Genomic DNA, 24017 nt, shown 5'->3' with positions numbered 1-24017 from the left:
CTGTCCCGTGCGTCAGTTGATCAGCGTCGGGCGGGGACGATGGGTCACGTTCGAGGGCAGAACCCCCAGCCTCCGCGCCACCTCGGTATAGGCGTCGGTGAGCGAGCCCAGATCCTTGCGGAACACGTCCTTGTCGAGCTTCTGGCCGCTTTCGATGTCCCACAGCCGGCAGCTGTCGGGCGAAATCTCGTCGGCCACGACGAGGCGGTGGAAGTCGTTGTCCCAGATCCGGCCGATCTCGATCTTGAAATCCACCAGCTTGATGCCGACGCCGTGCATCACGCCCGACATGAAGTCGTTCACCCTGAGGGCGAGCGCCACGATGTCGTCGAGATCCTGCTGGCTGGCCCAGCCAAAGGCGATGATGTATTCCTCGGGCACCAGCGGATCGCCGAGCTTGTCGTCCTTGTAGGAGAACTCGATGATCGGGCGCGGCAGCGGCGCGCCCTCTTCCATGCCGAGCCGCTTGGCCATGGAGCCGGCGGCAAAGTTGCGCACGATCACCTCGAGCGGGATGATTTCCACCTGCCGGACCAGCTGCTCGCGCATGTTGAGCCGCTTGATGAAATGGGTCGGCACGCCGATCGACTGCAGCCCGGTCATGAAGAACTCGGACAGGCGGTTGTTGAGCACGCCCTTGCCCTCGATCACCGCCTTCTTCTCGGCGTTGAAGGCGGTCGCGTCATCCTTGAAATACTGGACCAGCGTTCCGGGCTCGGGGCCCTCGTAGAGGATCTTCGCCTTGCCTTCGTAAATCTTCTTGCGACGTGCCATGCGCTCTCCACGGAGTTTCGCGCCCCACGCCCGTCACTCGGGCGACGCAACGTTTCCGTGACCGGAAAGCTGCGCGGCGCGGCCTTGGCTGCCTCTTAGTGCAAGGGCCCCTTGCGGGCAAGGTGTCGTAGACCGTATCCTTGTCGCATAGGACGAGAGCGTGGAAAGGCAAGTCACATGACACTTTTCGAAGAACGCGAGCACGCTTTCGAGGCGAAGTTCGCCCATGACGCGGAAACCAAGTTCCGCGCCGAGGCCCGGCGCAACCGGATGCTCGGCTTCTGGGCCGCCGGCCTTCTGGACAAGGAGGGCGACGAGGCCGCCGCCTATACCCGCGAGGTGATCAAGGCCGATCTCGCCGACCCTGCCCAGGACGATGTGGCGCGCAAGCTGCGCCGCGACATCGGCCACCTGATGAGCGATGCCGAGATCGACGCGAAGATGGCCGAGTTCGCCGCCCTCGCGAAAGCCGAGCTTCTCGAGGAACGCTGAACCGCCGACAGGCCTGCCCAAGTTACCGGCCGGATGAGCCGGCGGCGGCAGGCCGTTCAGATTAACCCCCCCTTCATGACACGACAGGTACTGTCCGGCCACCCGCCGCGGCAGGATCCCGGCCTTCGACGTTCAGGAGCTGCCATGACCGTATCCCCGGGCCCGAGGGGCCTTGCCCGTTTGGGCCGACTTGCCCTGCGGCTCTTGCCGATCGCCGCGCTGGGGCTGGGCGGGCTGCTGCTTGCCCGGCGGCTCGACGCGGTCGATGTCGGCGCGATCTGGCCCGCCCTCGCGGCGCTGCCGCCGGCGCAGTGGATCGGCGCGCTGCTGTGCACCGGGCTGAGCCTCTGGGCGCTCGGACAATACGACGTGGTGCTGCACCGCGCCATGGGCACCGGCGTGGCCCCGGCCCGCGCGCGCGCGGCGGGGATGCGCGCCATGGCGATCGCGCAGACCGTGGGCTTTGGCAGCCTGACCGGCGCGCTGGTGCGCTGGCGCAGCCTGCCCGAATGCGACCTGTGGATGGTCACCCGGCTGTCGGTCTGGGTCTCGGTCTCCTTCATGGCCGCGCTGGCGGCGCTCAGCGGGCTGGCGCTGCTGCTGCTCGACGGGCGGGCCGTGCTGGCGGCGGTGCTGGCGCTGGCTCTGATCGCGCTGGCGCCGCGCCTGCCTCGGCTTCCGGGGTTGCCGCAGATGCGCGCGGGCACCCTGCCCCGGCTGATCGGCTGGACCGCGATCGACACCTGTGCGGCGGGCGCGGTGATCTGGCTGCTGCTGCCGCAGGGCGTCGAGGTGCCGGTCGCGGCGGTGGTGTTTGCCTATCTCGTCGCGCTGGGGGCGGGTCTCGCCAGCCAGAGCCCCGGCGGCGTCGGCGCCTTCGAGTTGTGCCTGCTGGCGCTGCTGCCGCAGGTGCCAGAGGCCGATCTCGTGGCCGCGATGCTCGGCTACAGGCTGGTCTACCACGCGATTCCGGCGCTCGTGGCCTTGTTGACGCTGGTGCGGCCGGTGGCGCCTGCGGGGCGGCCGGATCTCCTGCTGGCCAGCGGGGCCGCCCGGCACCAGGCGCTGGCGCGCGCGCCACAGGCCGAATGGGGTCTCGCGCATCAGGGCGCCTCGATCCTGACGTCGCGCGACCAGGCCAGCGGCTGGCTGGTGCGCCGCGCGGGCGGGACGCTGGCCGCGATCGGACGCCCCCTGGGCCGCCCCGAGCTCGAGACGCTCAGGCGTCATACCCGGCGCATCGGGCTGAACGTGGCGCTGTACAAATGCGGCCCCCGCCTCGCCGCCCGCGCCCGGCGCGACGGCTGGGCCGTCGAACGCATCGCCACCGAGGCGGTGATCGCCCCCGCGACATGGAGCCTCGCGCGTCCCGCCTGCCGCAACCTGCGCCGCAAGCTGAAATCGGCCGCCAAATCCGGCGTGCGGACCGAGATCGCCGCCGGGCCGCTGCCGCTGTCCGAAATGGCACGGGTGCATGAATGCTGGGCCGCGCGCTGCTGCGGCGAACGCGGCTTTTCCATGGGCCGGTTCTGCCCCGAGCTTTTGCGCCAGCAGGCGGTGATCCTCGCCTGGAACGGGGATCGGCTGATCGGTTTCGCGAGCTTTCATCGCGGGCAGGAGGAATGGACGCTCGATCTCATGCGCCAGTCACATGATGCACCCGACGGCATGATGATGGCCGCGATCGTCACCGCCATCGATGCCGCCAGAGCCGCGGGCGCGGCACGGCTGTCGCTCGCCGCGCTGCCCGAGATCCCGGGCTGGGTGCCGGGCCTCGTGCGCAGATGGATCGCCGCGCGCCCCGGCGGCGCCGGGCTGGAGCAGTTCAAGCGCGCCTTCGGCCCGGATTGGGAGCCGCTCTATGCCGCCGCACCGCGCCGCGCCGGCCTCGCCCGCGCCCTGCTGGAGATCGCGCGCGCCGTGCACGCGCCCGCCCCGCTCGCCGCCGAACCGCCGATCGCCGACATTGAACTTGGGCGCCGTCCGGTGCAGAAGGATCGCGACACCGCCCGGTGGCCGATCCGGCTTCCGGTCCTTCGTGGCCCCTTGCCGCGCTTCACCGACCAGACAGGCCCTGCTCATGACCGACGCGCTTTCCCGACTTCTCGAAACCCGTGACTGGCTGCTGGCCGACGGCGCGACGGGCACGAACCTGTTCAACATGGGGCTGAGCTCGGGCGATGCGCCCGAGCTTTGGAACGTCACCGAGCAGGACAAGATCCGCAGGCTCTATGCCGGTGCGGTCGATGCGGGGTCGGACCTGTTCCTGACCAACAGCTTCGGCGGCAATGCCTCGCGGCTCAAGCTGCATGACGCCCAGGATCGGGTGTTCGAGCTGAACAAGGCCGCCGCCGAGCTGGGCCGGGACGTCGCCGACAAGGCGAACCGCCCCGTGATCGTCGCAGGCTCGGTGGGGCCGACCGGCGACATCATGGCGCCGATGGGCGAGCTGACGCACGAGATCGCGGTCGAGATGTTCCACGAGCAGGCCGAGGGGCTCAAGGCGGGCGGCGCCGATGTGCTCTGGGTCGAGACGATCTCCGCCGCAGAGGAATTCCGCGCCGCAGCCGAAGCATTTGCCAAGGCAGGCATGCCGTGGTGCGGCACGATGAGCTTCGACACGGCGGGCCGCACCATGATGGGGCTGACCAGCGCCGACATGGTCAAGATGGTCGGCAAGATCGACCACGCGCCGCTGGCCTTCGGCGCCAATTGCGGCACCGGCGCGTCGGACCTGATGCGCACGGTGCTCGGCTTTACCGCCGCGGGCGCCGAAACCCCGATCATCGCCAAGGGCAATGCGGGCATCCCGAAATACCAGGACGGCCACATCCATTACGACGGCACGCCCGAGCTGATGGCCGATTACGCCTGCCTTGCGCGCGAAGCGGGCGCGACGATCATCGGCGGCTGCTGCGGCACCATGCCCGAACATCTGCGCGCCATGCGCGAGGCGCTCGAAACCCGGCCTCTCGGAGAACGTCCGACGCTGGAGCAGATCGTCGAGAAGCTCGGCGGTTTCTCCTCGGCCTCCGACGGCACCGATGGCGCGGGGCCCGAGCGCGCCGCACGGCGCGGTCGTCGTCGGGGCTAAGGCCAAGCCACGAAAAAGCCCCGCAACCAAACGGTTGCGGGGCTTTCTTACAGTCGTTGCGTGGATCAAAGATCGTAGAGCGCGCCGAACTTGGTTTCGAGATAGTCGAGCAGCGGCGCCTCGGACGGGGCAAAGCCGCAGGCGGCCTCGATTGTTGCGCGCGGGGCGTGCAGCGCGCCATGCCGCTGCACCGTCTCGCGCAGCCAACCGGTCGCGCCCGAAAGATCGCCGCGCGCCAATTCGTCGTCGAGCCCGGGCCGCGCCGCGCGCAACGCCTGATGCAGGCAGCCCGCATAGACATTGCCGAGGCTGTAGGTCGGGAAATAGCCCATGAGCCCCACCGACCAATGCACGTCCTGCAGGCAGCCATTCGAGGGCCGGTCGACGGCAAAGCCGAAATCGGCGGCAAAGCGGTCGTTCCACGCCGCCTCGAGATCCGTGACGGCCAGATCGCCCGAAATCAGCGCCCGCTCGAGATCGAAGCGCATCAGAACGTGCAGGTTGTACTGCACCTCGTCGGCCTCGGTCCGGATATAGCCGTTCGAGACACGGTTGACGGCGCGGGCGAACTCCATCGGGTCGTCGATGCCGATATCGCCGAACGCATCGCGCATCCGGCCCAGCAGCCAGCCCGCGAAGGCGGGGGAACGGGCCAGCTGGTTTTCATAGATCCGGCTCTGGCTTTCATGCACGCCCATCGACACGCCGCGCCCGATCGGCGTCAGCAGATAGTCGGGTTCGACATTCTGTTCGTAGCTCGCATGACCGACCTCATGGATCGTCGAATAGAGGCAATTGAACGGGTCCGCCGGGTCGGTGCGGGTGGTGACACGCACGTCGTTGCCCGACCCCGAACAGAACGGGTGCACCGCCTTGTCGATGCGCCCGCGCGTCATGTCATAGCCGAACACCCCGGCCAGCTCGCGGCTCAGCGCCAGCTGCGCGGTCTCGTCGAATTCGCCCGCGAGCGCCGCAGGCTGCGGGCGAGCGAGGATCGCCTCGCGCAGCGCCACGAGGCGCGGACGCAATGCCGCGAACATCGCATCAAGCTCGGCGGCCTTCGCGCCGGGCTCGTAATCGTCGAGCAGCGCGTCATAGATATCGCCGCCCTGCGCCAGCGCCTGCCCCTCTTCCTGCCTGAGCGCGACGACGCGCGCCAAAGTCGGCACGAAGGCCGCGACATCCTCGTCCGCGCGGGCCTCGGCCCAGGCGCCCTGCGCCACCGAGGTCACGCGCGCGATCTCGGCGGCCAGCCGGGCCGGCACCTTGTTGGCACGCTCGAAGCTGCGGCGGATCTCGCGCAGGTTGGCCTCGGCCACGGCATCGGGTGCCTCGGCGCGGGCGAGCCAATCGCCGATGCGCGGATCGGTGCGGCGGGCGTGCAGCACGCCCTCCATCGCCGCCGATTCCTCGCCGCGCTGCACCGCCGCGCCGCGCGGCATCATCGTTTCCTGGTCCCAGCCGAGCCGGCCCGCCACCTGTGCCAGCGCCTCGGTTTCGCGCGCATGCGCCATCAGATCATCATAAGCGGTCATCGACGGATCTTTCTGAGCGATTGGACATGAGGATAGCGGGCGAGGAAGCGGGCGCGCAGGATCAGCACCCACAAGAGCACCGCACCCAGCTGGTGGGTGATGGCGGCATGCCACGGGGCGGCATAGATCACGGTGACGATGCCGAGCCCCATCTGCACCAGCAGCATCACCAGAACGGCGCTGACCGCGAAACGCGTGGCGGCATGCGGCGAGCGGCGGCCGCGCAGCCAGACGCCGATTCCGAGGATCAACAGCAGGTAGCCCGCCATGCGGTGAATGAACTGCACCAGCCCTGCATCCTCGAAGAAGTTGCGCCAGATCGGTTCGAGCTGGAACGGATCGGGCGGCAGGAAGCTGTCGCCCATCAGCGGCCATGTCGGAAAGGCGCGGCCCGCATCGATGCCCGCGACCAGCGCGCCGAGGATGATCTGCAAAAAGCCCAGATGCATCAGGCCGGTCATGCCGCCCCACAGCTTGCGCTCGGCCGCGCGACGGGCCTGCAACAGGTCCACCTCACGCCGTCCGAGCCGCAGGAAATACCAGGTGATCAGCCCGAGGATCGCGAAGGCCATGCCCAGATGCGTGGCGAGCCGGTAGGAGGCGACGGTGATCATGCCATCCTGCAGCCCGCTATGGACCATCCACCAGCCGATCGCACCCTGCACCCCGATCAGCGCGCCGAGCCCCAGGAAACGGCCCGTCCAGCCCGGCGGCACGCGCCGCGCCAGCAGGAAGCCCGCGAAGCCCAGCGCCCAGACGAGACCGATGGTGCGGCCAAGCTGCCGGTGCCCCCATTCCCACCAGAAGATCGGCTTGAACTCGGCCAGCGTCATGCCCTTGTTCATCAGCTCGTATTGCGGGCTGGCCTTGTAATTGGCGAACTCGACCTCCCAATCCTCGGCCGAGAGCGGCGGCACGGCCCCCGAGACCGGGGCCCATTCGGTGATCGACAACCCGCTGTCGGTCAGCCGGGTCATGCCGCCGACGAAGACGATGCAGACCACCAATGCAAACAGCAGGCCAAGCCAGATCCGCAGGCCCCGCCGCGCATCGGCGCGGCCGCGGTCGATGCCGCCGGGCGTGGCCGCGAGCTTGCGGGTGGAGCCCACCTCCTCGAAGATGGAGCGCGCGGGTTTCTCCGCTTTTTTCGCCATGTCGGGCCTCCGATCTGTTCGGTGCGCAGGTTAGGGGCGCGCCGTGCGGGCGACAACACCCGCCATTGCAACGACTTGGAACGGATGCGGGGCTACGCCCTCAGCCGCGCTCCTTCCAGCGGACCATCTGTCGCATCACGCCGTGCAGCGTCTGCACGTCCGACCGGGTGAGCGGCATCCGGCTCCACAGGTTGCGCATCGTCTGCTTCATATGGGCGGCCTTGTGCGCGGGGAAATAGAACCCCGCCTCGTCGAGCCGCTCCTCGTAATGCTCGGCGAGCTTTTCGACCTCGTGCGCCTGCGCCCATTCGGCGCCCGCCATCTCGATCCGGCGATCGGGGATTTCGGCGCTGGCACGGCGCCATTCATAGGCCATGAGCAGCACGCATTGCCCGAGGTTGAGAGAGGCGAATTCCGGGTTCACCGGCACCGAGACGATGACATTGGCGCGCGCGATGTCGTCGTTTTCCATGCCCGCGCGCTCGGGGCCAAACATCACCGCGACCTTCTGGCCCTGCCCGATCCGCTCGGCGGCGTCGCGCATGGCGGCTTCGGGTGTCATCACCTCCTTGGTGAGACCGCGCGGCCGGGCGGTGGTGGCATAGACGAAGGTGCAGTCGGAGACCGCCTCGGCCGTGTCCCCAGCCAGCATCGCGTCGTCCAGAAGCCGCCCCGCGCCCGACGCCAGCGCCACGGCGCGCTCCTGCGGCCAGCCGTCGCGCGGGGCGACGACGCGCATCTTGTCGAGCCCGAAATTCCACATCGCGCGCGCGGCCGCGCCGATGTTCTCGCCCATTTGCGGGCGGATCAGGACGAAGGCGGGTTGCGGCGTGTGCTCGGTCATGGCGATCCGGGTGTTGCGAGGAATGCGGCGCGGTGTAGCCTCGGGGGGAGCACAAGACAAGGAGCGGCGCACATGGCGTATGACGAGGGGCTGGCCGAGCTGATGCGCGGCGATCTCGGGGAGCGGGCCGGCATCTCGGAACGCAGGATGTTCGGCGGGCTTGCCTTCATGCTTTACGGCAACATGGTCTGCGGCGTCACCTCGCACGGCGCCATGTACCGCGTCGGCAAGGATCGCGAGGCCGAGGCGATGCGGGTCCCCGGCACCGGGCCGATGGAATTCACCGGAAAACCCATGGGCGGCATGGTCGCCGCCGACGAGGAGGTCATGGCCGATGACGACAGGCGGGCGTCGCTGATGCGTCTCGCGCTCGACCACGCGGAATCCCTGCCTGCGAAGTAGCCAAGCGCTTCGAAGCCCGATATAGGGCGGCCTCGAAGTGCAGGAGGCCCTCATGAGCGACCAAGACGACGCGCCGCAGATCTATCTCGTCACCCCGCCCGAATTCGAACTGTCGGCATTTCCCGACCGGCTCGCCGCCTGCCTCGACGCGACCGAGGTGGCCTGCGTGCGCCTCGGTCTCGCCACCCGCGACGAGGACCGGATTTCCCGCGCCGCCGACGCGCTGCGCGAGGTCACGATCGCCCGCGACGTGGCGCTGGTGATCGACAGCCATGCCCGGCTCGTCACCCGGCTCGGGCTCGACGGCGTGCATTTGACCGACGGGGCGCGTTCGGTCCGCGCCACGCGCAAGGATCTGGGCGACGACGCGATCGTCGGGGCGTTTTGCGGCAATTCGCGCCATGACGGCATGACCGCGGGCGAGCTCGGCGCCGATTACGTCTCCTTCGGCCCCGCCGGGGCCACCGATCTGGGCACCACGCCGCAGGCCGAGGCCGAGCTGTTCGAATGGTGGTCGATGATGATCGAGGTGCCGGTGGTGGCCGAAGGGGCGCTCGACCTCGATCTCGTGCGCCGTCTCGCGCCACATGCCGATTTCTTCGGGCTGGGCGACGAGATCTGGCGCGAAGACGACGCGGCGGAGACGCTGCGCCGCTATGCTTCGGCCATGGCCGGCTGATCGTCGAGCGCGTCGGAGCGGTCCAGCCCGGCGCGCACCTGCGCCTCGAGCGCGCGCGCCAGCGCCTTGCGGTCGGGGTGGTCGGCCACGCGCAGCGGCGCGTGATAGATCAGCCCGATCTCCCCGTGCCGCCGCGTCGACAACATCCGCAGCATGTGCGGCCCGAACGCCATGTCGCCCCACCAGCCATAAAATCGCGGCTCCGCGCCGTCGGGCGCGCGGTAGACGACGCTGACCGGCTGGATCTCCAGATCAGGCTGATCGGGCGACAGGAAGGCCGCGAAGAGCGTCGCCTTGAACGGCAGCACGCGCCGCCCGTCGGTCGAGGTGCCCTCGGGAAAGAACACCAGCCTGTGGCCACGCGCCAGCCGTTCACGCAACAGCCGCACCTGCGCCGTGGCCTCGCGCCGGTCGCGGCGGATGAACACGGTGCCGGTGGCGCGGGCGAGCCAGCCGATGCCGGGCCATGACGCGACCTCGGCCTTGGAGACGAAATAGACCGAGGCGCGGGCGTTGAGCGCGAAAATATCGAGCCACGAGGAATGGTTGGCGACCATCGCGCCGTGCCCCTGCATCGGCTGACCTGTCACGCGCAGCCGCAGCCGCAGCACGAAAAGCCCGGCGCGGCAGGCGGCTTGGGTGATGCGCGAGGTGACGGGCCGGCTCAGCCCCCAGATCCGCCGCTCCAGCGGACGCAGCGCCAGCGACACCAAGAGCGCCCCCAGCATCACCACGATCAGCAGCGGCCCGCGCCATGCCACGCGCAGCCAGCCCGCGAGGCCCGGCCCATCCCAGGCGGCGGGATCGGCGCCGTGCCAGGTCATCCGTTCGGGCGCGCTCATCCGCGCGCGCCATAGCGGGCGCGCGGGCCCGCGGGGGCCGTGGCCGTGTCGAGGATCATGCAGACATCCGTGGTGTTGAAGGCGGTATCGGCAAAGACGCCCTGCCCGACCCGACCGCCAAGCCGCAGATACGCCTTGATCAGCGGCGGCATCGCCCGCATGGCGCCGACCCGGTCGATGCCGGAGCTGCCCGGCATCGACACATGATCTGGCTGGCGGCTCGTCACGCGCAGCTCGGGCGGCGCGAGGTGGTCGCGCGCCAGCAGCGCGAGCGGCCCGGCATGCGCCGCCGGGTCGGCGCCCTGGAACGAGGCTGTGCCGAACAGGATCTCGATGCCGCGAGCCTCGACCAGCGCGGCCAACCCCTGCCAGAGCCGAAACATCGCCGTGCCGCCACGATAGTCGCGATGCAGGCAGGAACGGCCCAGTTCGAGCAGCCCCCGCCCGGTCGACCTGAGCGGGTCGAGATCGAATTCGTCCTCGGTATAGAACTGCCCCATCCGCGCCGCGCCCGCCGTATCGAGCAGTCGGTAGAGCCCGACCACCCGCGCGCCTTCGGGGCGCGCCTCGTCGATCAGCAGAAGCTGGTCGGCCACCGCGTCGAACCGGTCGCGCTCACGGCCCGCCGCATGGTCGACCAGCGCGCCGTCGCCGCCCAGCTCGCGCACGAAAACGTCGTAGCGCAGCCGTTCGGCTTCGGCCCGGTCGGACGCATCGCGGGCCAGCCGCACGGACAATGTCGGGGTGACGGAGATCATCGGCGGCGGGTCGGGCTCGGCACGGGCGCCATCGGGCGGTCTCCGGATCGGAAGGGTCAGGCGGGTTCTAGGCGGGGTGGCCCGGCTTGGCAACAGAACCCTGAACGGGACTTCTTGACGTTGACGGAACTTTAACCTTAGCTACCCCAAGTTGCATTCACCCTGCTGCTGACACGAGGATGAGCGCGACCTTGGAACCATCGAGAACGACCTTGCCCTCTTCCCGGAAATTCACCGTGATGCGGCCGTCGATATTGGACTGGACCTGCCCGTCGCCCCAGCCGGGGCGATCGGGATGCCGCACGATCATGCCGGGGGTGAGGATGGAGTTCAAATCGGCCATTCCGGCCTCCTGCTGTCTGGGGAGCACGCCATGAACGACCAACCCGATCTTGGCGCGCTGATCGTATCGCGCATCTGCCATGACCTTATCAGCCCGCTGAGCGCGATCGGCAATGGGGTGGAGCTTCTGGAGATGACCACGCCGCCGGGGCCGGAGCTGTCGCTGATCTCGGAGAGCGTCGAGAACGCCGTCGCCCGGATACGCTTCTTTCGTTTCGCCTTTGGCGCGGCCTCGGCGGACCAGCTGGTCGGGCGGTCCGAAATCGTCTCGATGCTCGACGCGCTGTCGCGCAGCGGCCGGCTGCGCTATGACTGGGAAGTGGCGGAAGATGTGCCACGCGACCGGTTGAAGCTGGCCATGCTGCTTGCCGCCTGCACCGAGCAGGCGCTGCCGCAAGGCGGGCGGATCGTGTTTGCGGGACAGGCCGATGCGCTCCGGCTGAGCGCGCATGGCCCGAAGGTCAGACCCGATCCGGACGCCTGGGAACGGCTGCGCCACGGCACCGTGTCGCCGCAGGCAAAGGCCGGAGAGGCGCAGTTCGCGATCGCCGCCGCGATGCTGCGGCTCAGCGCCCGCCCGCTCTGGATCGAGACGGGCGAGCACGGGGTCGAGATCGGCTTCTGATCAGCTGCGGATCGCGCCGTCACCGACGACGAGATACTTGAAGCTGGTCAACTGCTCGGCGCCGACGGGGCCGCGGGCGTGCATCTTGCCGGTGGCGATGCCGATCTCGGCGCCCATGCCGAACTCACCGCCATCGGCGAACTGGGTCGAGGCGTTGTGCACGAGGATCGCGCTGTCGACCCGCTCGAAGAACCGCGCGGCGGTGGCCTTGTCCTCGGTCAGGATGCCGTCGGTGTGGTTCGAGCTGTAGGCGCGGATATGTTCGATCGCGCCATCGACGTCGCGCACGGTCTTCGCGGCGATGTCCATGTCGAGATATTCGCGGCCCCAATCCTCGTCGGTGGCGGGCGTGATGCCATCGACATCGGCGAATTCGGGCGCCGCGTGGACGTTGACGCCCGCCTTGACCAATGCGGCGACGATCTCGCGGCCAAGGCCGTCTTTCAGATCCTCGTGCACCAGCAGGCATTCGGCGGCGCCGCAGATGCCGGTGCGGCGGGTCTTGGCGTTGAGCACGACCTCCATCGCCTTCTTCGGATCGGCATCCTTGTCGACATAGATGTGCACGATGCCCTCGAGATGGGCGAAGACCGGCACGCGCGCTTCGCGCTGCACCAGCCCGACGAGCCCCTTGCCGCCGCGCGGCACGATGACGTCGATGTAATCGGTCGCCTTGAGCATTTCGGACACGGCGGCGCGGTCGCGGGTCGGCACCAGCTGGATCGCGTCGACCGGCAGGCCGGCCTTTTCAAGCCCCGCCTTCAGGCATTCGGTCAGGATGGTCGAGGAGTTCAGCCCCTCGGAGCCGCCGCGCAGGATCACGGCGTTGCCCGATTTCAGGCACAACGCGCCCGCGTCGGCGGTCACGTTGGGACGGCTTTCATAGATCACGCCGACCACGCCGAGCGGCGTGCGCACGCGGCGGATGTTGAGCCCCGAGGGCATGTCCCATTCGGTCAGGGTCGCGCCCACGGGATCATCCTGCGCCGCGATGGCACGCAGCCCGTCGACGATCGAACGGATCCGGTCGTCGTCGAGCTTGAGCCGGTCCATCATCGCCGGGCTGATGCCCTTGTCGGTGGCGAATTCCTGGTCCTTGGCGTTGGCGGCCTTGATCTCCTCGGCGCGGGCGAGGACGGTCTCTGCGGCGGCCTCGAGTGCTGCTTTCTTGGCCTCGGGCTTGGCAAAGGCCAGCTCGGCGGCGGCGGCGCGGGCGCGCTCGCCGATATCTTTCATCAGGGCGGGAATGTCGTTGCTGTCGGTCATGCGGGGCTCCTTATGGAAGCGTGGTCTCTTCAGGATCGCGGGATCGGTCGCGGGGCGTCAGACGACCATGTCGTCGCGATGCACCAGCGAGGCGCGGCCCTTGTAGCCGAGCACCTTCTCGATCTCGTCGCTCTGGTGGCCGCGCAGCTTGCGCGTCTCTTCGGCAGTGTAGCGCGTCAGGCCAAAGCCCACGCGGGTGCCGTCGGGCCCGGAGATCGCAACCGGATCGCCGCGGCCGAAACGCCCCGAGACGCCGGTGACACCGGCCGGCAGAAGCGAATTGCCATCGGCCAGCGCGCGGGCCGCGCCTTCATCGATGCGGATTTCGCCCTTGGGCTTCATCGCCGAAATCCAGTTCTTGCGCGCCGAATGCGGATCGGTCTGCGCCCGGAACCACGTGGCGTTGCAGCCGTCGATCAACTGCTGCAGCGGGTTGAGCGGCGAGCCGAGCGTGATCGCCATGTGGCAGCCCGCCTCGGAGGCCACCTTGGCGGCCAGAAGCTTGGTGATCATGCCGCCCTTGGACAGGCCGGACACGCCCAAGCCGGCCATCGCCTGGATCTCGGGCGTGATCTCGTCGACTTCCTCGAAGCGCTTGGCCGAAGGGTCGACATGCGGGTTGCCGTTGTAGAAACCGTCGACATCCGACAGCAGGATCAGCTGGTCTGCACCCACGGTCACCGCCACCTGCGCGGCGAGACGGTCGTTGTCGCCATAGCGGATTTCGTCGGTGGCGATGGTGTCGTTCTCGTTCACGATCGGGATCGCGCCGAGCGACAGCAAGGTGTCCAGCGTCGCGCGGCTATTGAGATAACGGCGGCGATTGGTGGAATCATCAAGAGTTACAAGAACTTGCGACGTGATCTTGCCATGCGGCGTGAAGACGTCCTCGTAAGCTCTTGCCAGACGGATCGCGCCAACGGCGGCGGCGGCCTGGCTCTGTTCGACCGGCAACTCGCCTTGGGGCAGATGCAGCACACGGCGGCCAAGCGCGATCGAGCCGGAGGAGACGAGAGTGACCTCGACCCCCTTGTCGCGCAGCATGGCGACATCCTCGGCGAGGCTGCGCAGCCAGTCGGATTTGAGCTGTCCGGTCTCCCGGTCCACCAGCAGGGCCGAGCCGATCTTCACGACCAGCCGCTTGGCTTCCGTCAGGGTTGCCATGTCTTGTCTTCCTCCTCGGGTATTTCCTTTTGGCGCAGGCGGTTCTCGTCGATCCCGGCGCGCAGCGCGCGCAGCACCTCGGTCACGCCCTCGCCCGTGGCACCGGACATGAGCATCACCTCGCCGCCCGCCTCGGCGACCAATTCATCGGCCAAGAAACTGCGCTCTTCCGCGTCCAGCGCGTCGATCTTGTTCAAGACGGTAATCCTCGGCTTTTGAGCCAAACCCCCGCCATAGGCTTCGAGTTCACCGATAATGGTACGATAATCGACCATCGGGTCGCCAGAGGTGCCGTCAACAAGGTGCAAGAGCACCGCGCAGCGCTCCACATGGCCCAGGAACATGTCCCCCAGCCCCCGGCCCTCGCTCGCGCCTTCGATCAGGCCGGGAATGTCGGCCACCACGAATTCGACGTTGTCGACGCCGACCACGCCGAGATTGGGCGCCAGCGTGGTGAAGGGGTAATCCGCGATCTTGGGCCGCGCGTTCGAGGTCGCGGCCAGAAAGGTCGACTTGCCGGCATTGGGCAGGCCCAGAAGCCCGGCATCGGCGATCAGCTTGAGCCTGAGCCAGATCAGCCGCTCGACCCCCGGCTGGCCGGGATTGGCGCGGCGCGGCGACTGGTTGGTGGCGGATTTGAAATGCAGGTTGCCCCAGCCGCCATTGCCGCCGCGTGCCAGCACGACGCGCTGGCCGACCTCGGTGAGATCGGCGATCACGGTTTCCTCGTCCTCATCGATGATCTCGGTGCCGACGGGCACGCGCAGCACGATGTCGTCGCCATCGGCGCCGGTCTTCTGGCTGCCCTGGCCCGCACGGCCGTTCTGGGCGAAGAAATGCTGCTGGTAGCGGAAATCGATCAGCGTGTTGAGACCGTCCACGGCCTCGGCGATCACGTCACCGCCATGCCCGCCATCGCCGCCATTGGGGCCGCCATATTCGATGAACTTCTCGCGGCGGAACGAGACACAGCCATTTCCGCCCGAACCGGAGCGGATGGTGACCTTTGCGAGATCGAGAAACTTCATGGGTCGGCGCCTCTTGCGGATAAGCGCCTGAGGTAGCCGATCAAGGCGCCGTTCTCAAGGGCGCGTGGCCGACGGGCGCGCAGGGCGCCCGCCGAAAAGACAGGTCAGGCGGCGCGCCGGCGCGGTGCGACCTGATGGGTTTCCCAGCGCGCGCGCGTCAGCCGGACCTTCTGGCCCGGCACGTCGTGGCCGAGCACCGGCGAGGGCAGCATCTGCGCGCCCGCCGGCTCGAAGCCGAGCTTTTCGAGCACACGGCCCGAGCCGGGATTTTCGTCGTAATAGCCCGCTTCGACCATCTCGACGGCGGGGTCGGCGAAATGCGCGGTCAGAAGCGCCCGACCGGCTTCGGTGGCATAGCCCCGCCCCCAGCGGTCACGCGCGAACCAGTAGCCCAGCGTCGGGTCGATCGCGATCACCCCGGCAAAGCCTTCGTCGTCGAGCACGGCATAGGCCGGGATGCGGCCCGCCTCGACCTCGCCCGCGAACCACTCGGCGTCGGCGGGGCCATAGGGATGGGGCACGCGGCTGAGCCAGCGCGCGATCTCGATATCCTGAAGCGTGGCATGGATCACGGGCGCATCTTCCATGCGCACCGGCCGCAGCCGGAGGCGTTCGGTCGTCAATTCCGGAGTCATATCAATCGATCTTCAATGCATAGGTCCAGGTCGGCGCGGTGGCGCCGCGGGCCACCGAATAAGCCTCGGCATCGCCGAGGTAGTCGAAACCGCAATTGGTCAGCACGCGGGCCGAAACGGCGTTGTCCTGGAACACCTCGGCAAAGATCTGCGCCGCGCCATGCGGGTTGGCGGTGATCAGCGCGCGCAGCGCCTCGGAGGCAAAGCCGGTGTTCCAGAAGGCGGGCGCGACCCAGTAATGCACCTCGGACTGACCGCGATCCATGCGGGTCAGCGTCACGAGGCCGAGCACCTCGGCGAGCGAATTCTCGGAGCCGTCGATCACCCAGACATCCTCGGTCCGGTCGGGGCGCTGCGCCCGTTCGATCAGCTGGGTCACGGTGCCGGGCGGCAGCGGGTGCGGAATGGTGCGGGTGCCGCGCGCGACACGCGGATCGGCGGCGTAATGCGCGATCAGCCCCTCGTCGGACCGGCGCAGCGGCCGCAGCTGGAACCGTTCCGCCGCGATCACGGGCTGGCCTTCGCTCACCTTGATGTCGTTGTTCTTCATGGGTCGCCTCCTCCGCTTCCCTGCTGCTCGGGTCCCGGTTCTGCGCCGGGTGCCTGGCGCCGCCCCTTATGGGCGAAACCTCTGGTCATAATGCAAACGGGGGACCGGCCTGTCACCGATCCCCCGCTTGTGTCGTCTCAGCTGAAGGGCCGGCGGTTACTCCGCGGCCTCGGCAACCGGGAGCACCGAGATGAAGGTGCGGCCCTTGAGACCCTTGTGGAAGGTCACGCGGCCCTCTTCGGTCGCGAAGATGGTGTGGTCACGGCCCATGCCGACGCCGGCGCCCGGCCACATCTTCGTGCCACGCTGGCGCATGATGATGTTGCCCGGGATCACGGCTTCGCCGCCGAACTTCTTGACGCCAAGACGGCGTCCGGCGCTGTCGCGCCCGTTGCGGGAGGAGCCGCCTGCTTTTTTGTGTGCCATGTGTCTCTCTCCTGTGCCTTAGGCCTGAAGGTCCTTGGACTGGGCAACCCAGCCTTCTTTCTCGATCTTGCCCTTGAGGCCAAGCTCTTCGTCGATGCGGGCGATGTCCGCATCCGACCAGCCAGCGATCTGGGCAAAGCTGGTGATGCCAGCGCCGAGCAGCTTCTTCTCGAGCGCCGGGCCGACGCCCGACAGCTTCTTGAGGTCGTCGCCCGAAGCGGCGGCCTTCTTGGCTTTCGCGGGCTTGGCGGCCGGGGCGGCCCCGGCATCGCGCGGCGCGGAGCCGGTGGCGGCCTTGACGCCCGACTTGTCGGCGCCTTCGGTCAGCAGCTCGGTCACGCGAACGAGGGTCAGCTTCTGACGGTGACCCTTGGTGCGCTTGGAGGAGTGCTTCCGGCGGCGGCGCACGAAGTTGATGACCTTGTCACCCTTGATCTGGTCGATCACCTCGGCCTGCACGCCGGCACCTTCGACGAAGGGCGCGCCGATCGCGTCGCCGATCATCAGAATGTCGTTGAACTGGACGGTGTCACCCGCCTCGGCCACAAGCTTTTCGACCCGGAGCACATCGCCCGAGGCCACTTTGTACTGCTTGCCGCCGGTTTTGAGAACCGCAAACATCTGTCGTTCCTTCGTATCCCGCGTCACTTGGGTCCCCCTTGCGGGGCGTTCAAGGGCCGCATGGCCCACCGTCGGACGGCGCGCCCCGGATCGGGGCGTTCATTGAAAAGTCGCGAGGCACCTTGCGGATAGCCGCGCATCCCGTGACAAGGGGTCTTGCCGGGATGCGGGCTTATCGGCGAGGCGTCATGCCAAGTCAACCCCCGCGAAAGGATCGACATGCGCCTCTGTGTACTCGTGCTGCTGGCCGCCCTGCCCGCCTGCGCCCCCGACACCTTGCCCGGACTGCGGACATCGCTGTCCGCCCCGTTCATCCGCGACGACGCGCGCCGCGGCGCGGTCGAGATCGCGGTAAAGGCCGATTTCGCGGCCGTGATCGCCGATATCGCCGCGGGCGGCGGCCCGGCGTTGGAGCGGGCCTTCGACGCCGCCGCCGTGCCGCAGCCCGATCGGCCCGCGCGCAGGCTTCAGCTGTCGGGCGATCTCGGCCTCTACGAGAGCAACCCCGGCGCGCTGGTCACGGCGCTGCTGCTATGGGGCGGGTGATCAGATCTCCTGCCCGGCCATGAGCCGCGCCGCGCTCAGCCCGAGCTGGCGCGAGATATCGGTGAGCATGGCGTCATAGGCATCGAACAGCGCCCGGTTCAGCGCCCGCCCCGCCGGTCGCTTCGAAAACGCGGTATAGGCTTCGAGATCGTCGGCGGGCGCAGGGCCATAGGCGAGAAACAGGAAGGCATAGAGCCATTCGGTGGTGTCGCGGCGAATCTGCGGCTCCTGCGCCCAGACATCGCCGAGGATCTCGGCCTCGCTCACCGCACCGCCAAAGGCGCCGCCGTCGAGCAGCCCCTGCGAAAAGGCGAGATTGGCGTTGAGCGCCCCGGCGACGTTGGTCTCGATCAGATCATTGGCCGCGACGAAGCCATCGACGAGCGCGAAACGCTCGGTCTCGTCATGCATCGCCGTCGCCGCCATCTGCAGAGCCTCGTCCTCGACCCCCGGCGCCAGCATGGCGCGCCGCGCCGAGGCTTCGAGCCGGGCAAAGCGCGCGCCGGGTCCATCCTCGAAAAACGCAAGCAGCGGCTCGATCTCATCGCGCACGAGCCCCCTCTCGAGCCCCCCGGCCAGCGCATCGCGCATCGCTTGCGCATCATAGATCCGCGCAACCTCCGCGCCCCAGCCCGTCGCACCGTCGGGGAACAGCTCCGCCCCCAGATCCGCGCCATAGGCCAGCCCCTCCTCGCGCATCACGGCGACGACCTCGTCGAGCGCGAGCGCCTCGACCAGCCGGTCGATCTCGGGCGAGGCGACGGTGGCGGTGGCGGGCAAAACCGCGAAAGCGGCAAGTGCTGCGGCGGCAATGGAGCGGGCGCGGTGCGGCATGAGGTGATCTCCCGAATGCATGATCGGCAGATACGCCCGCACTCCTGGCTTTCCAACACCGGGCCGGGCGGCTGACGCTACGGCGGCCGAAAAAGTCGGACATTTATCGTCGACGGGGACTTGCGCCCGTCCGCGCCACTGGCTAAACGCCCCTCAGACCGCGGAGAGGTGCCGGAGTGGTCGAACGGGGCGGTCTCGAAAACCGTTGAGCCTTCACGGGTTCCCAGGGTTCGAATCCCTGTCTCTCCGCCACTATCCCCTTGCTGCAAACAGGATTTGCCCTTGGGGCCATGGCAGGCCGATCACGAGGCTCTCTGCCGATCCCGGCAAAGTTCCGTGCGTTTTCCTTCGACCGCCGATGGCGATGCTCTGGGACCTAACCTTGGACCGCCGGAATCTGCCTCGAACGGCAGGATTCGCCACCTGATCGTCTCGGCTCAGGCGCCAAAACCCTCCACCAACGCGTCGAAGACCACGCGTAGGCGCCGCGATCGGGCGATGTCGCGGTGGGCGACGATCCAGACCGGGAAATCGATCGGCGCGAAACCCGGGACCGCGCGCTCGACCGACGGGTCGGCATCGCCGATCCGGTCGTCGAGGATGCCGATCCCCATGCCCTGCCGCACCATTTCCCACATCACCGTGAAGCTGCGGCAGCGATAGGGGAAATTGCCTTCGTCGAGGCTGAAGCCCTTGGCGTTCAGCAGGCCCATGAGGCTGCCCGAGGCGTCGATCTCGATGAACTCCGCCGCCGAAAAACTTTCTGCGGCCTCTGGCCGTCCCAGCCGGTCGAGGTAGCCCGGCGCCGCGTAAAGCCTTGCTTGGGCATCGCGGACCCGCCGCCAGATCAGGTCCGGCTCGGTCGGGCGGACGTTGCGCACCGCGATGTCGGCCTCGCGCCGCGACAGGTCCGACAATGCATTCGAAACAACCACCTCGATCCGAATGCGCGGCTCGGCCCGGTGCAGCCGATCAAGGATCGGTGGCAGCAGGTAGCTCGCATAGGCATCCGAGGCCGAGATCGCCACCTCGCCCTCAAGCGCCTCTGTCTGGCCCCAGGCCGCCAGCGACAGCGCGCGGGCGCCCTCGCCCATCATGCGCGCATGCTCCAGCAGATCGTGGCCCGCCGGGGTCAGGCGCAGCCCGCGCCCCGAACGCTCGAACAGCGCGACGCCCAACTCTGCCTCCAGCGCCTCGACCTGCCGGCCCAGCGTCGGCTGCGCCAGCTTCAACGCGCGCGCAGCCGCCGAGAGCGAGCCCTCCTCGGCGGTCACGAGAAAGGCCCGGGCGCGGTTCCAGTCGAAGGTGACGCTGCGCCAATCCATGCAGATCTGCATATCAGCTCGGCGCATCTGGTCAATTTCCTGCATGGGTGAAGGGGCGTAGAACACAGATATGCCGCAACGTCAGCTTGAAAGGAGGCCCGTCATGCAGGCGTTCCAAGATCCCACCTCGCGCAGCTATGCCCGCCTGACCGGCGCGCTCTACCTCGTCATCGCCTTTGCCGGTGGCTTCTCGATCCTCTACGTGCCGGGCGTGCTGAACGTCGCCGGAGACCCGGCCGCGACCTTCGCCAACATCGCCGCGCGGCGCGGCCTGTTTCACGCCGGCCTCGCGGGCGACATGGTGATGATGACCGCCGAGGTGTTCGTCTCGGTCATGCTCTACTTCATGTTCCGGCCGGTGAACGCGACGCTCTCGCTCGCGGCCTCCTATGCGCGGCTGATGATGGTTGCGGTGATGGCGGCGATGCTGTTCTTCCATGCCGGATCGCTGGCACTGGCCGATGGGCGGGTGCCGCTCGAAAGCTTCTCTCAGACGCAGCGGATCGAACTGGCCGGGCTGCTGCGGCATGTCCACGATGCCGGTGTCTGGATCTGGCAGGTCTTCTTCTGCCTGCACCTCGTCCTGCTGGGCACGCTGGTCCTGCGCTCGGGGCTCTATCCGCGGCTTCTGGGCTTCGGCCTCATCGTCGGCGGCACCGGCTACCTCGTCGACAGCGTGCAGATGTTCGCCCTGCCCGATGCCGCGCTGCTGGAGGCGGTGAAGATCGCGCTGCTGCTCGTGGTGACGCTGGCCGAGATCGGCTTCGCGCTGTGGCTGCTGACCCGCGGCCCGCGCATCCCCGCGCCGCGCGCCCTCGCGGCCTGACCCCCATCGCAAGGAGACCCCCATGAAACGCATCTGCATCATCGGCATCTCGGGCAAACTCGGGCAATACATGACGGAACACGCGCTGGCGCGCGGCTACGAGGTCACCGGCGTCTGCCGTCCCGAAAGCGTCGGCAAGCTCGACCGGTTCGCGGGCCGCATCACCGTGCATCCCGGCCGCACCGACGACCGCGCGGTGATCGAGGCGGCCACGCGAGGCTGCGACGGCGTGCTGGTGGTTCTCGCGCCCTGGGGCGTGCAGGACTACGCCTCGGGCACCGCCCGCGCCGTGCTCGACCTCGCTCCGCGCCATGCGCGGCTGGTGTTTTCCTGCGGCTGGCACATCAGCCGCGACGGCAAGGACCGCTACGGTTGGAAGATCCGCGCCATCGTCAGGTTCGGCACCCCGATCCTCAGGGCGTTGCGGCTCGTCGATCTCGACGACCAGGTTCGCGCGACCGACCTGATCTTCGCATCGGATCGCGACTGGACCGTCGTGCGCGGCTCGGATCTCGAGGAGGGTCCGAGCGAAGGCCTGCCGATCTGGGCCCGCCATGTGGGCGACCCGGTGCTTGCGAGCAACCTGACCCGGCGCACCGATTTCGCGCTGTTCATGGTGGCGGCGCTGACCGATCCGGCGCTGATCCGCGAGGCGCCGGCCATCACCGGGCGCAATGGCCTTTCGGCCCGCGCAGCCAAGGCCGCCACCGGGGCCCATGCCCGCCGCGCGCTGAAAGCGTGCCTACGCCTCGGCGGCACCTTCGGGCCGGGTTTGCCGCGCCGCGTAGTCGCGCAGCAAGGGCACGCGCCGGGGCCTGAAGCCGCGGCCGTTGAGGCGGGCCTCCTCAATCCCCGAGGCGCGGAAGACGCGCCAGTCCTGCCTGAGACAACACCAGACCAAGAGCTTGAGCGCGCCATCCGAATAGCTGATCCCGAGAGGCCAGACCTCGCGCTGCGTGACCCGGCCCCCGAGGTCGCGATAGCGGACATCAAGCGCCAGCTCCTCCCAGCAGGCACGGCGCAGAAGCGACATGTCCACGCCGACATCCACCGCGGCCGGCGGCGGACGAAAGCTGCGCAGGATTGTGTGCATGGCGTGCCGCGATTGCCCGTCGGCCAGGGTCGCGATGATCCGGGCCAGCGCCGAGCGTCCCGCCGCCTCCAGCGCCGCGTCGCCGGTCTGGCGCAGCTCGCCCACGGCGAGGACCAGCGCCTCGATCTCCAGCCGAGAGAAGCTCTGCGGCGGCAGGGCCGGATCCTCGGTCAGCCGGTAGCCGACTCCGGCCTCGCCATCGATCAGGGCGCCGCCCGCGCGCAGCGTGGCGATGTCGCGGTAGAGCTGCCGCGGCGAGATATCCGTCTCCGCCGCCAGCCGCACCGCCGTGACCGGCGCAGGCAGGCGGCGCAGCGCATCCATCAGGCGCATGAGACGGTCGGGGCGGGCCATGCTGACGGATTTTGTCAGCAGCTCGGGGCTAGAACAAGGCATCACGCAATACGAGGAGCCAATCATGCCGACCCTCTACCACGCACCGCACTCCCGCTCGACCTCCATCCTCGTACTGATCGAGGAGATGGGCATCGCCGACCGCATCGACCTGTGCGAGGTCACGGTCGCCCGTCCGGACGGCAGCGGCGGCCCCGACCCGCGCAATCCGCATCCCGAGGGAAAGGTGCCCTATCTCACCGACGGCACCGACCACCTGCGCGAGCGCGGGGCAATCATCGCCTACCTGACCGACAGCTTCCCCGAGGCGGGGCTCGGTCGGCCGGTCGGGCATCCGCAGCGCGGGGCCTTCCTGAGCTGGCTGTTCTATTATCAGGGCGTGATGGAGCCGGTTCTGGTGCTCGACTGGGCGAAGATCGAGCACCCCGCCCTGCACGCGACCTTTCGCGATCTCGACGCCGTCTTCGCCCGGCTGTCCGAGGCGCTGGACGGCCAGCCCTACCTTCTCGGCGAGGAATATTCCGCGGTCGACCTGCTGCTGTCGAGCCCGTTCCAATGGCTCCCGGAGGCCATGCCGAGGCAGCCCGTCCTCCAGGCCTGGATCAGGCGCTGCGCCGATCGCCCGGCGCTGCAGGCGGTCATGGCGCGGGAACACGACGCGCTGCCGGTATAGACCGGCAGCGCGGGCGGATGCCGTCGGGGCGGGTACCGCCTCCCCTGGCCTTCATCGGCTCGGCAGGCAGGCCCGCGCTGATCCGGGGGCCGTTCGGAGGATCAGACCTCGACGACCACCTTGCCCATGGCCTGGCCGCTCTTCAGCCGGGCATGGGCTGCGCCGATCTCGGACAGGCCGAAGCGCCGCTCGTCCAGCAGGGGCGTGACGGCCCCGGCATCCACGAGCCGCGCGAGATCGGCGAGGATGTCGCCATGCGCCTCGCGCCCGACATCGTGCAGCATCGGCAGCAGCATGAACACCACATGCAGCGACAGGCCTTTGAAATGCGCGTGCGAAAGGTCGAGCTCCAGCAGAGAAACGGTCGTGACGACCTGCGCGTTCAGTGCTGCCGCCGCGAAGGAGTTGGTCATGTTCTCGCCGCCGACCGTATCGAAGACCACGTCGAACCCGGCACCATTGGTATGGGCGGCAACATAGGCTTCGATTGTCTCGGCCTTATAGTCGATGGGCGTTGCCCCGAGCGTTTCGATCGCCGCCAGCTTCGCGTCTCCGGTACCGGTCGACCACACATCGGCGCCGAGATGCCGCGCCAGCTGCACGGCGACATGGCCGACGCCACCGGCCCCGCCCTGCACGAGCACCTTCTGGCCACGGCCCACCCCGGCGCGGTGCAGACCCTCCCACGCGGTGATGCCGACGAGCGGCAGCGCCGCGGCCTCGCGCATGCTCAGCGATTTCGGCTTGTGCGCGATCAGCCGCGCATCGGCCGGCATGTATTCGGCCAGCGCGCCCTGAAGATCGGCGAGCCCCCCGGCGCAGCCATAGACCTCGTCGCCCACGGCAAAGCCCCCGACGCCCGCGCCGACCTCCTCGACGACACCGGCGAAATCCATGCCGAGAATGGCGGGCAGATCGGGCGACAGGGGCAGCGCCTTGCCCATGTCCCGGATCATCGTGTCGACGGTGTTGACGCTCGTCGCCTTGACGCGGACGAGGACATGGCCGGGCTTGACCGCCGGGCGCTCGATCTCCGCCGGGGTGAAGGCAGCATCGGGGCCATATTCGTTCAGGATCATCGTCTTCATCGGAAGCTCCATATCAAGATCTCGTTGCCCCGAGATACATTTGCGCG

27 protein-coding genes, 1 tRNA gene and 1 pseudogene are annotated in these 24017 nt (G+C 68.6%); 11 read left to right on the top strand and 18 right to left on the bottom strand.

Going from position 1 to position 24017, the window contains the following annotated elements; all coding sequences use genetic code 11:
* Positions 1 to 12: 12 nt before the first annotated feature.
* Positions 13 to 774, bottom strand: a complete 762-nt coding sequence (purC, locus tag LOKHON_RS08830) for a phosphoribosylaminoimidazolesuccinocarboxamide synthase (RefSeq protein WP_017928720.1) — start codon at positions 772 to 774, stop codon at positions 13 to 15.
* A gap of 177 nt (positions 775 to 951) precedes the next feature.
* Here purC and LOKHON_RS08825 point away from each other — a divergent pair, with 177 nt between their 5' ends.
* The 3 genes from LOKHON_RS08825 (at position 952) to bmt (ending at position 4360) form a co-directional block, all read left to right on the top strand.
* Entirely contained in the window at positions 952 to 1266 is a 315-nt protein-coding gene (locus LOKHON_RS08825) for a DUF1476 domain-containing protein (RefSeq protein ID WP_017928721.1), read from the top strand.
* 144 nt (positions 1267 to 1410) lie between these two features.
* Positions 1411 to 3384, top strand: coding sequence for a phosphatidylglycerol lysyltransferase domain-containing protein (locus LOKHON_RS08820; RefSeq protein ID WP_162561778.1), 1974 nt, complete (start codon positions 1411 to 1413; stop codon positions 3382 to 3384).
* On the top strand, positions 3347 to 4360 hold the full coding sequence (bmt, locus tag LOKHON_RS08815) for a betaine--homocysteine S-methyltransferase (RefSeq protein ID WP_017928723.1): 1014 nt from the start codon (positions 3347 to 3349) through the stop codon (positions 4358 to 4360). The genes LOKHON_RS08820 and bmt overlap by 38 nt, the downstream gene beginning before the upstream one ends.
* Before the next feature lie 65 nt (positions 4361 to 4425).
* On the opposite strand, the gene LOKHON_RS08810 is transcribed toward bmt, so the two are convergent.
* The 3 genes from LOKHON_RS08810 to LOKHON_RS08800 form a co-directional block, all read right to left on the bottom strand.
* The gene (locus LOKHON_RS08810) at positions 4426 to 5895 is read right to left on the bottom strand and encodes a carboxypeptidase M32 (protein WP_017928724.1); all 1470 of its coding nucleotides are present in this window, start codon (positions 5893 to 5895) and stop codon (positions 4426 to 4428) included.
* Complete coding sequence (ctaA, locus tag LOKHON_RS08805; protein ID WP_017928725.1) at positions 5892 to 7049, bottom strand: heme A synthase; 1158 nt, start codon at positions 7047 to 7049, stop codon at positions 5892 to 5894. The genes LOKHON_RS08810 and ctaA overlap by 4 nt, the downstream gene beginning before the upstream one ends.
* Positions 7050 to 7149: 100 nt before the next feature.
* Positions 7150 to 7893: an RNA methyltransferase gene (locus tag LOKHON_RS08800; protein ID WP_017928726.1), complete on the bottom strand. Its 744-nt coding sequence runs from the start codon at positions 7891 to 7893 to the stop codon at positions 7150 to 7152.
* Positions 7894 to 7965: 72 nt separating this feature from the next.
* Between LOKHON_RS08800 and LOKHON_RS08795 the strand changes: the two genes are divergently transcribed.
* Both LOKHON_RS08795 and LOKHON_RS08790 read left to right on the top strand, forming a co-directional pair.
* A complete protein-coding gene (locus LOKHON_RS08795; protein ID WP_017928727.1) occupies positions 7966 to 8295 on the top strand; it encodes a TfoX/Sxy family protein in 330 nt (109 codons plus the stop codon).
* Positions 8296 to 8347: 52 nt separating this feature from the next.
* A complete protein-coding gene (locus tag LOKHON_RS08790) occupies positions 8348 to 8974 on the top strand; it encodes a thiamine phosphate synthase (RefSeq protein ID WP_017928728.1) in 627 nt (208 codons plus the stop codon).
* Here the strand turns inward: LOKHON_RS08790 and olsA are convergent.
* The 3 genes from olsA to LOKHON_RS08775 form a co-directional block, all read right to left on the bottom strand.
* Entirely contained in the window at positions 8950 to 9816 is an 867-nt protein-coding gene (gene olsA / locus LOKHON_RS08785; protein ID WP_425412383.1) for a lyso-ornithine lipid O-acyltransferase, read from the bottom strand. The two genes, LOKHON_RS08790 and olsA, sit on opposite strands and share 25 nt — an antisense overlap.
* The gene (locus LOKHON_RS08780; protein WP_017928730.1) at positions 9813 to 10574 is read right to left on the bottom strand and encodes a GNAT family N-acetyltransferase; all 762 of its coding nucleotides are present in this window, start codon (positions 10572 to 10574) and stop codon (positions 9813 to 9815) included. The genes olsA and LOKHON_RS08780 overlap by 4 nt, the downstream gene beginning before the upstream one ends.
* Before the next feature lie 157 nt (positions 10575 to 10731).
* The gene (locus tag LOKHON_RS08775; protein WP_017928731.1) at positions 10732 to 10917 is read right to left on the bottom strand and encodes a DUF3553 domain-containing protein; all 186 of its coding nucleotides are present in this window, start codon (positions 10915 to 10917) and stop codon (positions 10732 to 10734) included.
* Positions 10918 to 10947: 30 nt separating this feature from the next.
* Between LOKHON_RS08775 and LOKHON_RS08770 the strand changes: the two genes are divergently transcribed.
* Positions 10948 to 11541, top strand: a complete 594-nt coding sequence (locus LOKHON_RS08770; protein WP_017928732.1) for a histidine phosphotransferase family protein — start codon at positions 10948 to 10950, stop codon at positions 11539 to 11541.
* Here LOKHON_RS08770 and LOKHON_RS08765 read toward each other — a convergent pair whose 3' ends face one another.
* The 7 genes from LOKHON_RS08765 to LOKHON_RS08735 all read right to left on the bottom strand — a co-directional run bounded on the left by LOKHON_RS08765 (position 11542) and on the right by LOKHON_RS08735 (position 17231).
* Complete coding sequence (locus tag LOKHON_RS08765; RefSeq protein ID WP_017928733.1) at positions 11542 to 12807, bottom strand: glutamate-5-semialdehyde dehydrogenase; 1266 nt, start codon at positions 12805 to 12807, stop codon at positions 11542 to 11544.
* 57 nt (positions 12808 to 12864) lie between these two features.
* Positions 12865 to 13971: a glutamate 5-kinase gene (proB, locus tag LOKHON_RS08760; RefSeq protein WP_017928734.1), complete on the bottom strand. Its 1107-nt coding sequence runs from the start codon at positions 13969 to 13971 to the stop codon at positions 12865 to 12867.
* Positions 13959 to 14999 (bottom strand): GTPase ObgE, encoded by a 1041-nt coding sequence (gene obgE / locus LOKHON_RS08755; RefSeq protein WP_017928735.1) that lies wholly within the window; start codon positions 14997 to 14999, stop codon positions 13959 to 13961. Before obgE ends, proB begins: the two co-directional genes overlap by 13 nt.
* A 104-nt stretch (positions 15000 to 15103) precedes the next feature.
* Positions 15104 to 15634, bottom strand: a complete 531-nt coding sequence (locus tag LOKHON_RS08750) for a GNAT family N-acetyltransferase (RefSeq protein WP_017928736.1) — start codon at positions 15632 to 15634, stop codon at positions 15104 to 15106.
* A 1-nt stretch (position 15635) separates the two neighbouring features.
* Positions 15636 to 16184, bottom strand: a complete 549-nt coding sequence (locus LOKHON_RS08745; protein ID WP_017928737.1) for a GNAT family N-acetyltransferase — start codon at positions 16182 to 16184, stop codon at positions 15636 to 15638.
* A 156-nt stretch (positions 16185 to 16340) separates the two neighbouring features.
* Positions 16341 to 16610 carry a 50S ribosomal protein L27 gene (gene rpmA, locus LOKHON_RS08740; protein WP_017928738.1) on the bottom strand — a complete coding sequence of 90 codons (270 nt, stop codon included), beginning with the start codon at positions 16608 to 16610 and terminating at the stop codon, positions 16341 to 16343.
* Between the two features lie 18 nt (positions 16611 to 16628).
* Positions 16629 to 17231: a 50S ribosomal protein L21 gene (locus tag LOKHON_RS08735; protein ID WP_017928739.1), complete on the bottom strand. Its 603-nt coding sequence runs from the start codon at positions 17229 to 17231 to the stop codon at positions 16629 to 16631.
* A gap of 219 nt (positions 17232 to 17450) precedes the next feature.
* On the opposite strand from LOKHON_RS08735, the gene LOKHON_RS08730 reads away from it, so the two are divergent.
* Positions 17451 to 17777 carry a hypothetical protein gene (locus tag LOKHON_RS08730; RefSeq protein ID WP_026147508.1) on the top strand — a complete coding sequence of 109 codons (327 nt, stop codon included), beginning with the start codon at positions 17451 to 17453 and terminating at the stop codon, positions 17775 to 17777.
* Here the strand turns inward: LOKHON_RS08730 and LOKHON_RS08725 are convergent, their stop codons facing one another.
* Positions 17778 to 18611, bottom strand: coding sequence for a DUF2059 domain-containing protein (locus LOKHON_RS08725; protein ID WP_051585590.1), 834 nt, complete (start codon positions 18609 to 18611; stop codon positions 17778 to 17780).
* 162 nt (positions 18612 to 18773) lie between these two features.
* Here LOKHON_RS08725 and LOKHON_RS08720 point away from each other — a divergent pair.
* Positions 18774 to 18863: transfer RNA gene (locus LOKHON_RS08720), tRNA-Ser, on the top strand.
* Between the two features lie 185 nt (positions 18864 to 19048).
* Here the strand turns inward: LOKHON_RS08720 and LOKHON_RS08715 are convergent.
* A complete protein-coding gene (locus LOKHON_RS08715; RefSeq protein WP_211205677.1) occupies positions 19049 to 19936 on the bottom strand; it encodes a LysR family transcriptional regulator in 888 nt (295 codons plus the stop codon).
* Between the two features lie 103 nt (positions 19937 to 20039).
* On the opposite strand from LOKHON_RS08715, the gene LOKHON_RS08710 reads away from it, so the two are divergent.
* Both LOKHON_RS08710 and LOKHON_RS15660 read left to right on the top strand, forming a co-directional pair.
* Complete coding sequence (locus LOKHON_RS08710) at positions 20040 to 20762, top strand: DUF4386 domain-containing protein (protein ID WP_017928743.1); 723 nt, start codon at positions 20040 to 20042, stop codon at positions 20760 to 20762.
* Between the two features lie 22 nt (positions 20763 to 20784).
* A pseudogene (locus tag LOKHON_RS15660) lies at positions 20785 to 21339 on the top strand (NAD(P)-dependent oxidoreductase); the annotation flags it as partial.
* A 165-nt stretch (positions 21340 to 21504) separates the two neighbouring features.
* On the opposite strand, the gene LOKHON_RS08700 reads toward LOKHON_RS15660, so the two are convergent.
* Positions 21505 to 22209 (bottom strand): helix-turn-helix transcriptional regulator, encoded by a 705-nt coding sequence (locus LOKHON_RS08700; RefSeq protein ID WP_017928745.1) that lies wholly within the window; start codon positions 22207 to 22209, stop codon positions 21505 to 21507.
* A gap of 64 nt (positions 22210 to 22273) precedes the next feature.
* Here LOKHON_RS08700 and LOKHON_RS08695 point away from each other — a divergent pair, with 64 nt between their 5' ends.
* Complete coding sequence (locus LOKHON_RS08695) at positions 22274 to 22882, top strand: glutathione S-transferase family protein (protein WP_017928746.1); 609 nt, start codon at positions 22274 to 22276, stop codon at positions 22880 to 22882.
* Positions 22883 to 22983: 101 nt separating this feature from the next.
* Here the strand turns inward: LOKHON_RS08695 and LOKHON_RS08690 are convergent, their stop codons facing one another.
* Positions 22984 to 23970 (bottom strand): zinc-dependent alcohol dehydrogenase family protein, encoded by a 987-nt coding sequence (locus LOKHON_RS08690; protein ID WP_026147510.1) that lies wholly within the window; start codon positions 23968 to 23970, stop codon positions 22984 to 22986.
* Positions 23971 to 24017: the final 47 nt, after the last annotated feature.

The sequence above is a fragment of the Limimaricola hongkongensis DSM 17492 genome (genome assembly GCF_000600975.2).
GTDB lineage: Bacteria > Pseudomonadota > Alphaproteobacteria > Rhodobacterales > Rhodobacteraceae > Limimaricola > Limimaricola hongkongensis.
This window is presented reverse-complemented; position numbering and strand designations above follow the sequence as displayed.

Excerpts from the sequence above, each read along its gene's own strand:
- rpmA (WP_017928738.1), bottom strand. The coding sequence starts at position 16,610 with ATGGCACACAAAAAAGCAGGCGGCTCCTCCCGCAACGGGCGCGACAGC.
- LOKHON_RS08750 (WP_017928736.1), bottom strand. The coding sequence starts at position 15,634 with ATGACTCCGGAATTGACGACCGAACGCCTCCGGCTGCGGCCGGTGCGC.
- LOKHON_RS08780 (WP_017928730.1), bottom strand. The coding sequence starts at position 10,574 with ATGATCTCCGTCACCCCGACATTGTCCGTGCGGCTGGCCCGCGATGCG.
- LOKHON_RS08725 (WP_051585590.1), bottom strand. The coding sequence starts at position 18,611 with ATGCCGCACCGCGCCCGCTCCATTGCCGCCGCAGCACTTGCCGCTTTC.
- LOKHON_RS08730 (WP_026147508.1), top strand. The coding sequence starts at position 17,451 with ATGCGCCTCTGTGTACTCGTGCTGCTGGCCGCCCTGCCCGCCTGCGCC.
- LOKHON_RS08825 (WP_017928721.1), top strand. The coding sequence starts at position 952 with ATGACACTTTTCGAAGAACGCGAGCACGCTTTCGAGGCGAAGTTCGCC.
- LOKHON_RS08710 (WP_017928743.1), top strand. The coding sequence starts at position 20,040 with ATGCAGGCGTTCCAAGATCCCACCTCGCGCAGCTATGCCCGCCTGACC.
- LOKHON_RS08800 (WP_017928726.1), bottom strand. The coding sequence starts at position 7,893 with ATGACCGAGCACACGCCGCAACCCGCCTTCGTCCTGATCCGCCCGCAA.
- purC (WP_017928720.1), bottom strand. The coding sequence starts at position 774 with ATGGCACGTCGCAAGAAGATTTACGAAGGCAAGGCGAAGATCCTCTAC.
- LOKHON_RS08735 (WP_017928739.1), bottom strand. The coding sequence starts at position 17,231 with ATGTTTGCGGTTCTCAAAACCGGCGGCAAGCAGTACAAAGTGGCCTCG.
- LOKHON_RS08765 (WP_017928733.1), bottom strand. The coding sequence starts at position 12,807 with ATGACCGACAGCAACGACATTCCCGCCCTGATGAAAGATATCGGCGAG.
- proB (WP_017928734.1), bottom strand. The coding sequence starts at position 13,971 with ATGGCAACCCTGACGGAAGCCAAGCGGCTGGTCGTGAAGATCGGCTCG.
- LOKHON_RS08770 (WP_017928732.1), top strand. The coding sequence starts at position 10,948 with ATGAACGACCAACCCGATCTTGGCGCGCTGATCGTATCGCGCATCTGC.
- LOKHON_RS08715 (WP_211205677.1), bottom strand. The coding sequence starts at position 19,936 with ATGGATTGGCGCAGCGTCACCTTCGACTGGAACCGCGCCCGGGCCTTT.
- olsA (WP_425412383.1), bottom strand. The coding sequence starts at position 9,816 with ATGAGCGCGCCCGAACGGATGACCTGGCACGGCGCCGATCCCGCCGCC.
- LOKHON_RS08700 (WP_017928745.1), bottom strand. The coding sequence starts at position 22,209 with ATGGCCCGCCCCGACCGTCTCATGCGCCTGATGGATGCGCTGCGCCGC.
- LOKHON_RS08695 (WP_017928746.1), top strand. The coding sequence starts at position 22,274 with ATGCCGACCCTCTACCACGCACCGCACTCCCGCTCGACCTCCATCCTC.
- LOKHON_RS08775 (WP_017928731.1), bottom strand. The coding sequence starts at position 10,917 with ATGGCCGATTTGAACTCCATCCTCACCCCCGGCATGATCGTGCGGCAT.
- LOKHON_RS08795 (WP_017928727.1), top strand. The coding sequence starts at position 7,966 with ATGGCGTATGACGAGGGGCTGGCCGAGCTGATGCGCGGCGATCTCGGG.
- bmt (WP_017928723.1), top strand. The coding sequence starts at position 3,347 with ATGACCGACGCGCTTTCCCGACTTCTCGAAACCCGTGACTGGCTGCTG.
- LOKHON_RS08820 (WP_162561778.1), top strand. The coding sequence starts at position 1,411 with ATGACCGTATCCCCGGGCCCGAGGGGCCTTGCCCGTTTGGGCCGACTT.
- ctaA (WP_017928725.1), bottom strand. The coding sequence starts at position 7,049 with ATGGCGAAAAAAGCGGAGAAACCCGCGCGCTCCATCTTCGAGGAGGTG.
- LOKHON_RS08745 (WP_017928737.1), bottom strand. The coding sequence starts at position 16,184 with ATGAAGAACAACGACATCAAGGTGAGCGAAGGCCAGCCCGTGATCGCG.
- LOKHON_RS08810 (WP_017928724.1), bottom strand. The coding sequence starts at position 5,895 with ATGACCGCTTATGATGATCTGATGGCGCATGCGCGCGAAACCGAGGCG.
- obgE (WP_017928735.1), bottom strand. The coding sequence starts at position 14,999 with ATGAAGTTTCTCGATCTCGCAAAGGTCACCATCCGCTCCGGTTCGGGC.
- LOKHON_RS08790 (WP_017928728.1), top strand. The coding sequence starts at position 8,348 with ATGAGCGACCAAGACGACGCGCCGCAGATCTATCTCGTCACCCCGCCC.
- LOKHON_RS08690 (WP_026147510.1), bottom strand. The coding sequence starts at position 23,970 with ATGAAGACGATGATCCTGAACGAATATGGCCCCGATGCTGCCTTCACC.